General features: G+C 69.2%; 11 protein-coding genes. 2 read left to right on the forward strand and 9 right to left on the reverse strand.

Going from position 1 to position 14,564, the window contains the following annotated elements:
• The first annotated feature begins 349 nt into the window (after nucleotides 1-349).
• Nucleotides 350-967 (forward strand): GNAT family N-acetyltransferase, encoded by a 618-nt coding sequence (locus tag ACWDR3_RS33330; protein ID WP_450356284.1) that lies wholly within the window; start codon nucleotides 350-352, stop codon nucleotides 965-967.
• Nucleotides 968-1,061: 94 nt separating this feature from the next.
• Here ACWDR3_RS33330 and trxA read toward each other — a convergent pair whose 3' ends face one another.
• The 7 genes from trxA to ACWDR3_RS33365 form a co-directional block, all read right to left on the reverse strand.
• The gene (gene trxA / locus ACWDR3_RS33335; RefSeq protein WP_123998972.1) at nucleotides 1,062-1,394 is read right to left on the reverse strand and encodes a thioredoxin; all 333 of its coding nucleotides are present in this window, start codon (nucleotides 1,392-1,394) and stop codon (nucleotides 1,062-1,064) included.
• Between the two features lie 43 nt (nucleotides 1,395-1,437).
• Nucleotides 1,438-2,406, reverse strand: a complete 969-nt coding sequence (trxB, locus tag ACWDR3_RS33340; protein ID WP_450356286.1) for a thioredoxin-disulfide reductase — start codon at nucleotides 2,404-2,406, stop codon at nucleotides 1,438-1,440.
• 183 nt (nucleotides 2,407-2,589) lie between these two features.
• Nucleotides 2,590-3,534, reverse strand: coding sequence for an anti-sigma factor family protein (locus tag ACWDR3_RS33345; RefSeq protein WP_450356287.1), 945 nt, complete (start codon nucleotides 3,532-3,534; stop codon nucleotides 2,590-2,592).
• Nucleotides 3,531-4,256: an RNA polymerase sigma factor SigM gene (gene sigM, locus ACWDR3_RS33350; RefSeq protein ID WP_450356288.1), complete on the reverse strand. Its 726-nt coding sequence runs from the start codon at nucleotides 4,254-4,256 to the stop codon at nucleotides 3,531-3,533. Before sigM ends, ACWDR3_RS33345 begins: the two co-directional genes overlap by 4 nt.
• Nucleotides 4,257-4,283: 27 nt before the next feature.
• Entirely contained in the window at nucleotides 4,284-5,975 is a 1,692-nt protein-coding gene (locus ACWDR3_RS33355; protein ID WP_450356289.1) for a serine/threonine protein kinase, read from the reverse strand.
• 138 nt (nucleotides 5,976-6,113) lie between these two features.
• Nucleotides 6,114-8,366: a murein biosynthesis integral membrane protein MurJ gene (gene murJ, locus ACWDR3_RS33360; RefSeq protein WP_450356290.1), complete on the reverse strand. Its 2,253-nt coding sequence runs from the start codon at nucleotides 8,364-8,366 to the stop codon at nucleotides 6,114-6,116.
• Between the two features lie 45 nt (nucleotides 8,367-8,411).
• Nucleotides 8,412-10,778, reverse strand: coding sequence for a DUF6049 family protein (locus tag ACWDR3_RS33365; protein WP_450356291.1), 2,367 nt, complete (start codon nucleotides 10,776-10,778; stop codon nucleotides 8,412-8,414).
• A gap of 233 nt (nucleotides 10,779-11,011) precedes the next feature.
• Here ACWDR3_RS33365 and ACWDR3_RS33370 point away from each other — a divergent pair, with 233 nt between their 5' ends.
• Complete coding sequence (locus ACWDR3_RS33370) at nucleotides 11,012-12,454, forward strand: CCA tRNA nucleotidyltransferase (RefSeq protein ID WP_450356292.1); 1,443 nt, start codon at nucleotides 11,012-11,014, stop codon at nucleotides 12,452-12,454.
• Between the two features lie 186 nt (nucleotides 12,455-12,640).
• Here ACWDR3_RS33370 and ACWDR3_RS33375 read toward each other — a convergent pair whose 3' ends face one another.
• Together ACWDR3_RS33375 and ACWDR3_RS33380 are read right to left on the reverse strand one after the other, a co-directional pair.
• A complete protein-coding gene (locus ACWDR3_RS33375; protein WP_450356293.1) occupies nucleotides 12,641-13,153 on the reverse strand; it encodes an LppU/SCO3897 family protein in 513 nt (170 codons plus the stop codon).
• Between the two features lie 123 nt (nucleotides 13,154-13,276).
• Nucleotides 13,277-14,539 carry an MFS transporter gene (locus ACWDR3_RS33380; protein WP_450356294.1) on the reverse strand — a complete coding sequence of 421 codons (1,263 nt, stop codon included), beginning with the start codon at nucleotides 14,537-14,539 and terminating at the stop codon, nucleotides 13,277-13,279.
• Between the last annotated feature and the right edge of the window lie 25 nt (nucleotides 14,540-14,564).

Below are 14,564 nucleotides of genomic sequence, written 5' to 3' on the forward strand. Positions count from 1 at the left end.
TCCCGCACCGGCGCCTCCATGCACTTCATCCGGATGCCCATGTACGGCGCCGCGGTCCCCTTCGCGTACGCCTCCGCGATCAGCCGGGCCGCGCGAGCCAGTCCCTCTTTGCTTTCAGGCAGTATCGATGGAATCGCATCGTCGATACGATGCGTTCGGGTATGGCACATCCACCTGGCAGCACCTCTTGGGGAGGCAGGGCCATGCGAACGATGAGCCGCACCGGACTGGTGGGCGCAGCCTTGGGACTGGGCGCGGTCGGCGGCTTCGTCGGCAGCCTGCTCAGGGAACACAGCGCTCTGACGGCCGCCCGCTGCGCCGCGGGCGAAGGAAGCGAGGAACAGCCTTCATGGGGCGCCGGCTCGTACCGCTCACGCTGGACAACCTCCCGGACCTACCCAAGCGGTGCAGGTCGTGTGTCTTCTGGGAGTTGGACCCAGTCAGCGGAGAAGCCGCGGTAAGAACGGGCACGTCAGCACTGGAGAAGGAAGGGTGGATCTCCGCCGTCCTCCTGGACTGGGGATCCTGCGGCCGGGTCGTCTACGTCGACGACGTGCCGGCGGGCTTCGTGCTCTACGCCCCTCCCGCCTACGTTCCACGGGCCACGGCGTTCCCCACCAGCCCGGTGTCACCGGACGCCGTCCAGCTGATGACCGGCTTCATCATGCCCGGCTACCAGGGACAGGGACTGGGCCGCGTGATGGTGCAGACGGTCGCCAAGGACGTTCTGCGCCGAGGCTTCAAGGCGATCGAGGCCTTCGGTGACGCGCGCTGGAAAGAGCCCGGCTGTGTCCTGCCCGCCGACCATCTCCTGGCCGTCGGCTTCAAGACCGTTCGGCAGCACCCCACTTATCCGCGGTTGCGGCTGGAGCTACGAACGACGCTCTCCTGGAAGGAAGACGTGGAGATGGCGTTGGACCGGCTGCTGGGGGCCGTGCAGAAGGAGCCGGTGCTGCGTCCGCTCTAGCAGTAAGTGGACCGCACACAAGGCTCAAGAGGGCTCCACGAACACGAATGGGCCGACCCGTCGGGGTCGGCCCATTCGTGTTTCACGTGAAACATCACTCAGCGATGAAGTCCTCGAGGTCGCGGACGATCGCGGCCTTCGGCTTCGCACCGACGATGGTCTTGGCGACCTCGCCGTTCTGGTAGACGTTCAGCGTCGGGATCGACATGACGCCGTACTTGGCGGCCGTACCCGGGTTCTCGTCGATGTTCAGCTTGACGATCTCGATCTTGTCGCCGTACTCGGCGGCGATCGCCTCAAGGGACGGAGCGATCTGGCGGCACGGACCGCACCAGGCGGCCCAGAAGTCCACGAGGACGGGCTTGTCGCTCTTGAGGACGTCCTGCTCGAAGGAATCGTCGGTCACGTGCTTCAGGGTGCCGGCCACGGCGGGCTCCTTAACTGGTTGGTGCGGTGGGGCGGGATGGGGGTCAGACAGCGGTCTTCTCGGGCTCGGCGTTCTCCTCGTCCGCCAGGGCGGCGAGGAAACGCTCGGCGTCGAGGGCGGACGAGCAGCCGGTGCCGGCCGCGGTGATCGCCTGCCGGTAGGTGTGGTCGACGACGTCGCCGGCGCCGAAGACACCGGTCAGGTTGGTGTGGGTCGAGGGGGCGTCGACCTTGAGGTAGCCCTCCTCGTCCAGCTCCAGCTGACCCTTGAAGAGCTCGGTGCGCGGGTCGTGGCCGATCGCGATGAAGAGGCCCGTGACCGCCAGGTCGGAGAGCTCACCGGTCTTGAGGTTGCGCAGCTTCAGGCCCGCGAGCTTCTGGTCGCCCTGGATCTCCGCGACCTCGCTGTCCCAGACGAACTTGATCTTCGGGTCGGCGAAGGCGCGCTCCTGCATCGCCTTGGAGGCGCGCAGGGTGTCCCGGCGGTGGACGATCGTCACGGACTTGGCGAAGCGGGAGAGGAAGGTCGCTTCCTCCATCGCGGTGTCACCGCCGCCGATCACGGCGATGTCCTGGTCCTTGAAGAAGAACCCGTCACAGGTGGCACACCAGGAGACGCCGCGTCCGGAGAGCACGTCCTCCTTCGGGAGACCGAGCTTGCGGTGCTGGGAGCCGGTGGTGACGATGACGGCCTTCGCCTTGTGGACGACGCCCGCGGTGTCGGTGACGGTCTTGATGTCGCCGGTCAGGTCGACGGAGACGATGTCGTCCGGAACGAGCTCGGCGCCGAAGCGCTCGGCCTGGGCACGCATGTTGTCCATCAGGTCCGGGCCCATGATGCCGTCCCGGAACCCGGGGAAGTTCTCCACGTCGGTGGTGTTCATCAGCGCACCGCCGGCGGTGACGGCGCCCTCGAAGACCAGCGGCTTCAACGACGCGCGCGCGGTGTAGAGCGCCGCCGTGTAGCCGGCGGGCCCGGAGCCGATGATGATCACGTTACGGACGTCGCTCACGACTGGATTCCTCGTCTCTGGACTGCATCGTCAGACCGGTGGGAGCTCCTTTCAGAACTCTCACCCCACCCAACGGATCCTAAGGGGCGTGCATTCCCACTGTGTCCGGGCACACGGGGGCAGTCACAGTGGGCGGGACACGGGACGGAGTACCACGCGGCACGCGGACGAAGCCCGGGCGGGTCAGGGCTGGGCGTAGGACTTCGTCAGCAGGATCTTCGCCTCGGTGGACGGAGCCTTCGTCGCGCAGGTCGCGTCCATGATGTACGCGGTCACCTTGGCGTTGTCGGAGGCGTCGGTCAGGACGACCAGCAGGACAGGAGTCCCCTTGTAGGTGCCTTGCTTCGTGGCGAGGGCCGGGTCGGACCGGCCGATGCCCTTCTGGATACAGGCGGGCACGTCGGGCACGGTGAAGATCTTGGGCGAGACGGTGTCGGCGCTGGGATCTCCCGCGATCCCGAAGCTGTGGTTGGTGCCGGAGCTGCTTCCGGAGCGGTCGTTCTTGTCGAGGAGATCGGCCACCTGCTTCTGCAGCCCGCTCTCGGAGAAGGTGTCCGCAGCGGTGGACCGGCCGTTCGCCTCAGCGTCGGAGGGCTTGCCGTCGTTGTGTGTGGCGACCAGAACACCACCGAACCCGAGCGCGGCGACCGCGAAGACACTGCCGAGGACGGCGACCCGTCGGCGCCCGCCGGGCTTCCGGTCCTTGCGACCCGGTCCGGTAGTCCTGACCCGCGCATGACCCGCTGGCCGATCCGACGTTGCCGATGTTTCACGTGAAACATGTGCGCTGTCGCTGTCGCTCTGGGCGGACAGGGACGAAGACGCACCCACGAGCACAGGTGTGGCAGGGGTGTCCGAGTGATCGGGTGCCGACGCGTCGAGCAGTGCCTCGGCCGCGAGGGCCGCGTCGATCCGTTGCGCGACATCGTCAGGCATGCGCTGCGCGACCGGCACTGCGCCGAGCAGTCCCCGGATCTCTTCCAGCGACGCGTACACGTCCGCGCAGAGTTCGCACCCGTCCAGATGCCGTCGTACGTCGGCGGTCCGGGACGGCGTGAGCAGTCCCTCGGTGAGGTCGGAGATCTCGGTGACGTCCGGGTGCCCGGCCATGTCTGTCGTGGATGTCACGCTCGCCCACCTCCGCCCTTCACTGCAGCTGGATCGCTTGGTCCTGTGTCGCGTGGACCGGTGCTTGACGGTCCCGCTGCCGGTGGGACGGATGTCCCCTGCGTCCGGTTCCGCCCCTGGCCCCCTTCCTTTCCGTCACCCGCGTTTTCCGGCCGCAGATGAGTGAGGAGGGGGAGCAGTCTGGCTCTGCCGCGTGCGCAACGGCTCTTCACCGTCCCGGTGGGGACGTCGAGCATGCGGGCGGCTTCGGCGACGGGATATCCCTGCATGTCCACCAGGACGAGGGCCGCGCGCTGGTCGGGCGGCAGCGTGCCGAGGGCTTTCAGGAGCTGGCGGTGGAGGTCGTTGCGCTCGGCCGGCGCCTCCGCCGACTCGTGCGGTTCCAGGAGCTGCTCGAGCCGTTCGTTGTCGTCGACCGGAGAGGTCTTCCGTGAGGCGGCTTTGCGGGCGCGGTCGAGGCAGGCGTTCACCGTGATCCGGTGCAGCCAGGTCGTGACGGCCGACTGGCCGCGGAAGGTGTGGGCGGCCCGGTAGGCGGAGACGAGGGCGTCCTGCACGGCGTCAGCGGCCTCCTCGCGGTCGCCCAGCGTCCGCAGGGCGACGGCCCAGAGACGGTCACGATGCCGCCGCACGAGCTCACCGAAGGCGTCGGAGTCACCCTTCACGTGGCGGGTGAGCAACTCCTGGTCACTCACTCCCGCGTATCCGGCGCCTTCCGCCATCTGACCCCCTCTGCCTTGCCGTCAGCCTCAGCTGGTCACCTTGATGTCCGCCACCCGGCCGCGGTAGGTACCGTCTTCCGTCAGCGGCAGCTTGGTCAACCAGACCAGAAGGTAGCGGGACTTGAGGGACTCGTCCGGCTTGAGGGTGACGCTCGTACCCGAACCGTCGGCGACCTTCTTGTAGGAGTCGAAGGACGTCGGCTCCGAGCCTGTGTCACCGGATGCGGCACGCAGCTCGACGGACGTGTCCCCCATGAAGGTAACCGTCACCTTGCCGACCTGCTGGACCTTGCCGAGATCGAGAATGACACCGAGGCCCGACTTCAGGTTGCCGAAGGTGGCGCCCTTGTAGAAGTTCGTCTCCCAGTAGGTCGACATACTGCTGTCGTAGGTCTTGCCTATGTCACCAGGCTTCTCGGAGCCGTCGCCGAACGGGTCGAAGTCGCGAGCACCGCTGATGGCGATCGGCTTGCTGACCGCCTTCTGCGAGTTCTTGTCGTTGCCGTCCGTCGTCTGGGTCTGGTTCGTGTCGTCGGACTTGCCGCCCTTGTCCATGAGGGCGTCCGCCAGCTGCCAGCTGCCGAGGCCGAGGGCGGCGATCAGGAGGGCCGAGACGGCCCACTTGAGGGCCTTGCCGGTGCGGCTCTGCAGCGGGGCCGGCGGCGAGGGCATCTGCTGGGTGGCGCCGGGGCGTGGCGCGGGGCGGCCGTAGGAGCCCTGCTGGTACGTCGTGCGCTGGTACTCCGGCGGGGCCGTGAACGCGGGCTCCGGCGGGCGGATGCGCGGCATCTCGCCGACCGCCTTGACCAGTTCCTCCGGCGTCGTGCACGGCGCCTCGTGACGGGACGCGGTAGCCCCGTCGTTGGCGAGTGCGCGCATGGAGAGCTCGGACAGGCCCCGGTGGACATGGGCACGCACCTGGTCGGGCGCGATCAGGCCGACGTCCTTGGGCAGCCCGGCCAGACCGTAGGCGTCGTCCTCGTACGGCCAGCGCTGGGTGAGCGCCGCGTACAGGAGGGCGCCGACGGACTCCGTGTCGGTGCGCTGCGGGGTCTCGGACGTGATGCCGCGCAGGGCGGCGTTCACGGCGAGGCCGCGGATGCGCCACTGGCCGCTGGAGGTACGCAGCACGGCGTTCGGGTTGAGCCGCAGATGCGCCAGGCCCTCACGGTGCGCGGCGGCCATCGCCGAGGCGATCTGACTGACCATCTGGTACGCGTCGTGCGGCTCCAGCGGGCCGGGGGCGAGCAACGACGTCAGTTCGACCGCGTCGGGCAGCCACTCGTGGACGACGTAGACGAGGTCGTCCTCCTCGACGGCGTCGAGGACCTGGACGAAGCGTGGGTCGCCCAGCAGCGCCGACGAGCGGGCCGCGGCCAGGACGGAACGTGCCCGCGCATGGTCCGCGGGCAGGAGGTGGACGCCGACGGCACGGCGCAGTTTCTCGTCCACGGCGCGCCAACTGCTGAATCCGTCCAGACGGGTGACGCACTCTTCGAGCCGATACCGCTTGGCGAGCTTGTGACCGCTGTGCAGCTCGGGCGGTGAGGCCTTCTCGGGACTCTCGGTCCCGCCACTCCCCTGTGCCTCGTCGTTCTCCGTGTCCCGCTCCCGGTTCTGGGCCACGCCGTCGGCCGTGGACTGGTCCGCCTCGGCGGTCAGCGGCTCATCGCCACTGTTGTCTGCCACGTCGACGGCAGCCGTGCTCCGTTCCGCCACCGTCGTCCCTGCCTCCCCACTCATCGCGCGCCGACCGACTTCCGTGCGCGCCGTCCGACGCCGAACCCAATTGTGCCCACAGTCCGCCGCTATGCACGACACACGGTGGCGGACGATGGTTGTGCGCGTACCCCCGCCTCACCGACCCAGACGTCCACGGACCATGCCTACCAGCGAGTTCAGCTCCTCGATCCGCATGCGTCGGGCCGCGACGAAGAAGATCCCGAGGAGGACCGCCCCACCGGCCAACAGCGCCGCGAAGGACCCGACGACGCCCTGGCCGAGCGTATGACCGATCTCGTAGCAGACCACGCCGCTGAGCAGCGCCGCGGGCAGTGAGGCGATGCAGAGCCGCGCGTACGTGCGCAGGACCCGGTTGCCGTCCAGGTCGCCGTCGAGCCGCTTGCGCAGCCGGTTCCAGGCGACCCCGACGCCGATGGCGTAGGCGAGACCGTACGAGGCGGCCATGCCGACCACGGCCCAGCGGGCCGGCAGGACGTAGTAACAGACCACCGAGGCCCCGGCGTTGACCGCGGCGACGATGACCGTGTTGTAGAAGGGCGTCCGGGTGTCCTCGTACGCGTAGAAGGCCCGCAGGACGACGTACTGCACCGAGTACGGGATCAGGCCGAGGGCGAAGGCCATCAGCATGAAGCCCATGTTGGTGGCCTCGCTGGTGCCCGAGGAGCCGAAGATGAGCGTGCACATCGGGATGCCGAGGGAGAGGAGACCGAAGGCGATGGGCACGATCGCCACGGCGGTGGTGCGCAGTCCCTGGGAGATGTCGTCGCGTACGGCGCCGCCGTCGCCCTCGGCCGCCGAGCGTGAGATGCGCGGGAGCAGCGCGGCCATCAGGGAGACGGTGATGATCGCCTGCGGCAGGCCCCAGATCAGCTGGGCGTTGGCGTAGGCGGCGAAGCCGGTGCCGTCGACGGGCGAGGCCTTGCCGGCGGAGGTGGACAACTGGGTGACGACGAGCGCGCCGGCCTGGTTGGCGAGGACGAACAGGACGGTCCACTTGGCGAGCGTCGCGGCCTTGCCCAGCCCGTGGCCCTTCCAGTCGAACCGCAGCCGCATCCGGAAGCCGGTCTCCCGCAGATACGGGATCATCGCGAGCGCCTGGACGACGAGGCCGAGCAGCACACCGACGCCGAGGAGCCGCTGGGCCTCCGGCGGGATGTTCGTGACCTTCATGCCGGAGTTCGCGGAGGTGCCGTACACCCAGATGAACATGCCGAGCGTCACGATGATGACGATGTTGTTCAGGACCGGGGTCCACATCATCGCGCCGAACTTGCCGCGCGCGTTGAGGATCTGGCCCATCACGACGTGGATGCCCATGAAGAAGATCGAGGGCAGGAAGTAGCGGACGAAGGTGACGCCGACCTCGTTGGCCGCAGGGTCGCTGGCGACGGAGTCGGACAGCAGACGGATCAGGTACGGCGCGGCCAGGATCGCGAGCGCGGTGAGCGCGCCCAGCGCCACCATGACGAGCGTCAGCAGCCGGTTGGCGAACGCCTCACCACCGTCCTCGTCCTCCTTCATGGCCCGTACGAGCTGGGGCACAAAGACGGAGTTGAGGCCGCCGCCGACGGTCAGGATGTAGATCATCGTCGGCAGCTGGTAGGCGACCTGGAAGGTGTCGCCGAGCAGGCCGACGCCCAGCGCGGAGACGATCAGGGCCGAGCGGACGAAGCCGGTGAGGCGGGAGACCATCGTGCCCGCGGCCATGACGGCGCTGGACTTCAGCAGACCCGTGGCCTTGCCGCCGGCCTTCTTCGCGGCCGGAGCAGCGGGCGCGGGCGCGAGGTTCATGGTCCGGTCGTCCACGGGCGGCGGAGCCTGGTACGCGGGCACCGGTGCGGGCCCGCCGGGGGCCGCCATCGGACCCGGAACCGACGGGTGACCCGACGCGGGGTAGCCGCCGCCCTGTTCCTGGTCCCGGAAGAGGTGCGCGAAGGCGTCCGGCTCGTGGCGCTCCTCGCCGGCCTGGGTGACCAGGTCGTCGACGCCGACGTACTGGGTGGTCCGGGGATCGTCGCCGTACGGCAGGTACTGGGTCGCCCCGTCCGGCTCGGGCGCCGGGGTCTGGGCCCACACACGAGGGTCGGGTGCGTACGGGGACTGGGGCGGCTGGCCGTACAGAGGCTGCTGAGGCTGGTACGTGCCGGGAGGCGGCGGGGGGTGCGCGGCGCGGTCGTAGAGCGCCTCGGCGACCGGGTCCTGGGCGGTGAGGTCCTGGGCCCGGTAGGGGTCCTGGTCGTAGGCGTCCTGGAGGTACATGTCGGCGGGGGGCTGCGGCGGGACCTGGCCGTGCTCGGGCGGCGGGCCCTCGGGGTGACCCGAGCTGCCCGCGCCCTGGCCGCGGTCACCGTCGTACGGCGCGTTCATGGCTTACTCCACCTCATCGTCCCCGGCCCACCGGCCACGACATCCTCAACGGTCCACTCTCTCACCCGTGCCGGACGGGTCGGCGCTTTCCGCTGCGGTGTCCGGTGTCGGGTCACTCGGCTGCTCCGGGTCGTCTGCCCGGGTGCCGGTGCCGGACTCCTCCGTGAGACGTTCCGAGGGGCCCTCGGGGTTCTCCGGGCCGTCGGCGGGATCCCCCGCCTCGTCGGGGCCGTCCTCCTGGGCCTCGCGGGCGGCGGCTCGCTTGCGCTGGGTGTACATCCGGAAACCGGCGAGGACGAGCAGGAGGAAGCCGCCGCCGATGACCAGCATCACGGTGGCCGTGAACTCGGTGACCTTGACGTCGAAGGTGACCGGGGCGCCGTACGGCTTGCCGTCCTGCGTGTACAGCTGGGCGATCACCGTCGCCTGGCCGTTGGCCTTGGCCGAGGTGGTGAACTTCACCGTCTGGCTGTGCCCGCCGGACACCGCGATGGGCTGCTCGTAGTAGTCGTGGCCGCTGATCTGCAGACGCGTCGGGCTCGTCGAGGTCAGACGCAGCACCAAGTGGTCCACGCCCTGCACCAGGTTGTTCTGCACGGTCACGGGGATGGTGGCGCTGCGTCCGGAGAGCTTGGTGTCGGACTTGTCGATCAGTCTGACCTGGCCGGTGATGTCGTCGAGGTACGACTCAACTCCGGTGCGGAAGCTCGCGGCTGCGTTCGCCCGGCCCCGCCACGACGTCGACATCTCGCGGTTCATGGCTCGCCCGAAGGGGGTCACCACACGGGACTGGTCGGTGAGGACCACCTTGAAGCTGTCGAGGCTGGTCTGCGTCCGCGCGATCTGCTCGAAGGCCCACCGCGGCAGCTCCTGCTTGCGCAGGGCGGCGGGGTACGCGGAGGCCGCCGGGACCTTCGTCGTGGCCCCGGGGTCGGGCTTGGCCTTCGCGGCCGCCGTGAGGTCCTGGGACTCGGACCAGTTGCCGCCCTGCAGCGCCGTCAGCGCGGTGGCCATCGCCTGGGCCTGGCGCGCCGACGGCATGCGCTGCGGGGCGACGACGATGCTGCGCTGGTCGTCCGTCTGGAGGTTGAGCGACAGGCTCTGCGCGAGGAACTGCTGTACGGCGAGCGTCGCGCCTGAAGCCTTCGACAGGTCGCCCTGGAACGCCGTCGACAGCCGGGCGTCCGCGACCACCGCCGTGGTGCCGCCGCCGATCGGGCGGGCCGCGGAGGGGGTGTAGGACAGCCCGCCGGTCTCCTGCATGCTGTCGCTGCGCGCGATCACCTTGTCGGCGCCCGCGGAGGTGGCGACCTTGACGATCGACGGGTCGACCGCGCCGTCCACGGGCCACGCGAAGTCGGTGCTCGGCGTCACGTGCAGGATCGTCTCCACCGTGGTGGCGGCGACGTCGGTCGCCTCGTTCAGGTGGTTCAGGGAACCGGTGACGCTCGTGCCGTTGTGGGCGAGCGAGGCCAGGTCGGGGTCGGCGAAGGGAAGCGCGACGACGTCCTTCTCCGCCACCGCGTTCTGCAACTCGTCGAGGAACTGCTTGGCAACCGCCTGGTGGGTGCCGGCCGTGGTGGTGGTGCCGTCGTCGGACCGGATCCGGTAGCTGCCCGTCATGGCGTCGATCGAGGCCAGCAGGTCCGGATCGATCACCCAGGTGACGTCGAGGTCCTTGCCCAGGGACAGCATCTGGTCCAGCCGTCCGCCGGCGGAGATCTCCTTGGCGAGGTCGTCGTTGAGGAAGACCGGCGTCTGCTGCTCGTTCGATCCCGTCTCCGCCGTCATGTGCACGGTCGAGATCAGCGGCCACAGGAACGTGGTCTTCGTCTTCGTGTCGGCCTCTTCTGGCTGCCAGGGCAGGAAGGTCCGCCGGATGCCGAGGACCTGGTCCCACGGCTGTGCGGAGGTCTGGCCGGACAGCGAGACGGCGAACGGGTAGACGCCGTCGTCGCCGAGGTCCAGCTTGTCGACGGGCACGGAGATGCTGAAGTGCTCGGCGACACCGGGAGTGAGCTTGGAGAACTTCTGGACGTACTTTCCGCCGACTTCGGAGCCGGTCGCCGCCTGGGTGTCGGTGCTGCTCTTCGCGGCGTCCTCGATGGCCGACCGGGTGTTCAGCGGCGATCCCAGGCTGAGCCCCACGTGCGCGCCGGTGACCGCCTGCTTGCCGTTGTTGGTCACCGTGCCGGTCACGGTCACCGTGTCGCCGTCCGTGGGGGCGCTTGGGCTGAGGGAATCCACGGCCACGGACACCGAGCCCGCATCGGCCGCCTGAGCGGGCGTGGCGGCGGGCAGCTGGAACAGGCCGGTCAGCAGTGGCGCACCGGCGAGCAGTGCTCCGGTGCGCCGCAGCCACCGGCGGGCAGGTGAGGGACTCGTCCCCGGGAAGTCTGCCGCCTCGGCCACGCGTTCGCCCGTCCCTAGTCGTCGTCAGTGGTCGTCGGAATGTGCGTCCACGCATGGTAACGATGCGCGCGGAGGGGAAGTGCCGCGGACTGGTCCACAAGATCGGGGGACTGGGTCAGGTGCCCTGTATATGCGGGTATGCAATACCGGCCGCCACGCATGTCCGCCGGAGCTCTTTGTGGACGTTTAATGGAGACGCCCGCGGTCGCCCGGGCCACGTACCCTCTTCTGTTGTGCCGAACGCCAACGAAGACACCCCCAGCGCCCTCAGTCAGGTGCCGCAGCGCGCGGCGAGTGAATCGCTCCGGGTCGCCCCTGTCGCCGAGGACCTCGCCCGCCGTTTCCAGGAGGCCGGGTTCTCACTCGCGCTGGTCGGTGGTCCGGTCCGGGACGCGTTGCTCGGCCGGCTCAGCAACGACCTCGACTTCACGACCGACGCCCACCCCGAGGACGTTCTCAAGATCGTCCGCCCTTGGGCGGACGCCGTCTGGGAGGTCGGCATCGCCTTCGGCACGGTCGGGGTACAGAAGGACGGTCACCAGCTCGAGGTGACCACTTACCGGTCGGAGTCCTACGACCGGACCTCCCGCAAGCCCGAGGTGTCCTACGGCGACTCCATCGAGGAGGACCTCGTCCGGCGGGACTTCACCGTCAACGCGATGGCTCTCGCGCTCCCCGAGAGGAAGTTCATCGACCCGCACGGCGGGCTCGACGACCTCGCGGCGGGGATCCTGCGCACCCCGGGCACTCCCGAGGCGTCCTTCTCCGACGACCCGCTGCGCATGATGCGCGCGGCACGCTTCGCCGCCCAGCTCGACTTCGAGGTGGCTCCCGAGGTTGTCGCTGCCATGAAGGACATGGCCGGACGGATCGAGATCGTGTCGGCGGAGCGGGTACGGGAGGAGCTGAACAAGCTCATCCTGTCCGCGCACCCCCGCAAGGGACTGACCCTGCTCGTCGACTCCGGCATCGCCGACCACGTTCTGCCGGAGCTGCCGGCCCTGCGCCTGGAGCGCGACGAGCACCACCGGCACAAGGACGTCTACGACCACACCCTGATCGTCCTGGAGCAGGCGATCGCGCTGGAGGACGACGGTCCCGACCTGACCCTCCGGCTCGCCGCGCTCCTGCACGACATCGGCAAGCCGCGCACGCGCCGTTTCGAGGAGGACGGTCGGGTCTCGTTCCACCACCACGAAGTGGTCGGCGCGAAGATGACGAAGAAGCGCATGACGGCGCTCAAGTACTCCAACGAGCTGGTGAAGGACGTCTCACATCTGGTCGAACTCCACCTGCGCTTCCACGGATACGGCACCGGTGAGTGGACGGACTCGGCGGTCCGCCGCTACGTCCGTGACGCCGGCCCGCTCCTCGATCGCCTCCATAAGCTGACCCGCTCGGACTGCACGACGCGGAACAAGCGGAAGGCCGCGGCGCTCTCTCGGGCGTACGACGGTCTGGAGGCGCGGATCGCTCAGCTGCAGGAGCAGGAGGAGCTGGACGCGATCCGTCCGGACCTCGACGGCAACCAGATCATGGAGATCCTCGGTGTCGGCCCCGGCCCGGCCGTCGGTCGCGCCTACAAGCAGATGCTGGAGCTCCGCCTGGAGAACGGGCCGATGGGGCACGATGTCGCGGTGGCCGCGCTCAAGGACTGGTGGGCCAAGCAGGACTGAGGCCAGGGAAGGCCAAGCAGGACTGAGGCCATGGAAGGGGGTCATGTTTCACGTGAAACATGACCCCGAAGACGGACGCCAGGTGTCGGTGCGTCGGACCCGCCAAGGGGATCGCACACACCAAGGGGCGATGTTTCACGTGAAACATCGCCCCTTCTGAGTCTTGCTCGTCCCTACCTGTCCTTCTTACTTGTCCTTCAGGCAGAGCAGGAAGTCACTGCCGTCACCGGACTCCGTGTACGAGTACTGGAAGTCCTTCGCCTGCTCCTCGCACTTGCTCTCCGCCGTCACGGCCGAGTAGTTGCCCTTGATCTTGGCCAGCACCACGTACTGGGCCTTCGCGTCGTCGCAGCCGACGACCTCGAGGTCCGGGTCGGTGTCACTCGTGCTGCCGCGGTGCATGCAGTCGCCGACCTTCGCCGTGTCGGCGTCGTCCCGGCTGGTTATGTAGCCGCCGATGGCGACGCCCGCGACGATCAGGACGATGACGATGTTCTTGATCGTCTTGAAGCTGAGCTTGCGGCCCTGCTGCGGCGGGGCGGGGGCGAACGGGGCGGCTCCCTGAGGGGGGAACCCGGGCTGGCCAGGCTGCTGCGGGTAGCCGGGCTGCGGCGGGTAAGGAGCCTGGCCCTGGGGCTGGCCGGCAGGCTGCGGGGCCTGCGCGAACGGGTTCTGGCCCTGGGGCGGCGGAGTTGTCACTTGGGGGTCCCCCTCAAACATGGATGCGTGTCGCGCGTAAGAAGCGCGTAAGACGGACGTAAATTACCGGCCGCCACTGACATCTCTGTAGCCCCATCGGACTCTGTTTCTTTGATGTGACACTTACTGGCGTTCAAAGCGGGCCATAGCCGCAGCAATTACCCCGTAGACAACGGCGATTGCGAGCACCAGCGTCACTGAGCGGCCGTCAGGCGGCAGCATGAGGGCGGCCACCGCCGCCGCTCCGACGAAGGCGATGTTGAAGAGGACGTCGTAGACGGAGAAGACGCGCCCGCGGAATCCGTCCTCCACCGAGGACTGCACGATCGTGTCCGTCGCGATCTTCGCGCCCTGGGTGGTGAGGCCCAGGACGAACGCCGCGACCAGCATCGGGGCGGTGGCGAACGGGAGACCCAGGGCGGGTTCCAGGACCGCGGCGGCTCCGGCGCAGACGGCGATCCAGAGACCGGGCCCGAGCCGTCCCGCCGCCCAGGGTGTCAGCACGGCCGCCACGAAGAAGCCGGCGCCGGAGATCCCCAACGCAAGCCCCAGCAGGGCGAGTCCGTCGTCCGTGGTCGACGAGAAGGCGTAGCGGCAGAGCATCAGCACCATGACCAGCAGGGCGCCGTAGCAGAACCGCATCAGCGTCATCGTCAGGAGCGCCCAGGCGGCCTCCCGGCGGGGTGGGGCGGCGAGGTGCCGTACGGCCGCCGCCAGGTCGCGAGCGGTGCCCGAGAGGGCCGTCGCCAGCCGCTGCTGCACCAACTCCCGGTCCGGCCCCAGCAGTTCGGGCGCGAGACGCAGTGACGCGAGCGCCGCGCACAGGTACAGGGCGGCGCCCAGGAGCACCACCGCCGCGTCGGAGTCGGCGACCACCAGCCGTACGACGAAGGCGAATCCGCCGCCCGCGGTCGCGGCGAGCGTACCGGCCGTCGGGGAAAGGGAGTTGGCCATCACCAGACGCTCGGTGTCCACCACGCGCGGCAGTGCCGCGGACAGGCCCGCGAGTACGAAGCGGTTGACGGCGGTGACGCACAGGGCGGAGACGTAGAAGAGCCAGTCGGGGACATGAGCGAGGATCAGGACGGCCGTCGCCGTCGCCATGAGGGCGCGCAGCAGGTTGCCGTAGAGGAAGACCTGGCGGCGGCGCCAGCGGTCCAGGAGGACGCCGGCGAAAGGGCCGACGAGGGAGTACGGGAGCAGCAGGACCGCCATGGCGGAGGCGATCGCGGTGGCCGAGGTCTGTTTCTCCGGGGAGAAGACGACGTAGGAGGCGAGCGCGACCTGGAAGACGCCGTCGGCTCCCTGTGAGAGCAGGCGTACGGCGAGCAGGCGCCGGAAGTTCCTGAGGCGCAGGAGAGCGCGCAGGTCCCGGACGACAGCCATGGGCACAGCCTCACATACGGGGAGG

The organism is Streptomyces sp. NPDC001002, assembly GCF_053599215.1.

Excerpts from the sequence above, each read along its gene's own strand:
- ACWDR3_RS33330 (WP_450356284.1), top strand. The coding sequence starts at position 350 with ATGGGGCGCCGGCTCGTACCGCTCACGCTGGACAACCTCCCGGACCTA.
- sigM (WP_450356288.1), bottom strand. The coding sequence starts at position 4,256 with ATGGCGGAAGGCGCCGGATACGCGGGAGTGAGTGACCAGGAGTTGCTC.
- ACWDR3_RS33380 (WP_450356294.1), bottom strand. The coding sequence starts at position 14,539 with ATGGCTGTCGTCCGGGACCTGCGCGCTCTCCTGCGCCTCAGGAACTTC.
- murJ (WP_450356290.1), bottom strand. The coding sequence starts at position 8,366 with ATGAACGCGCCGTACGACGGTGACCGCGGCCAGGGCGCGGGCAGCTCG.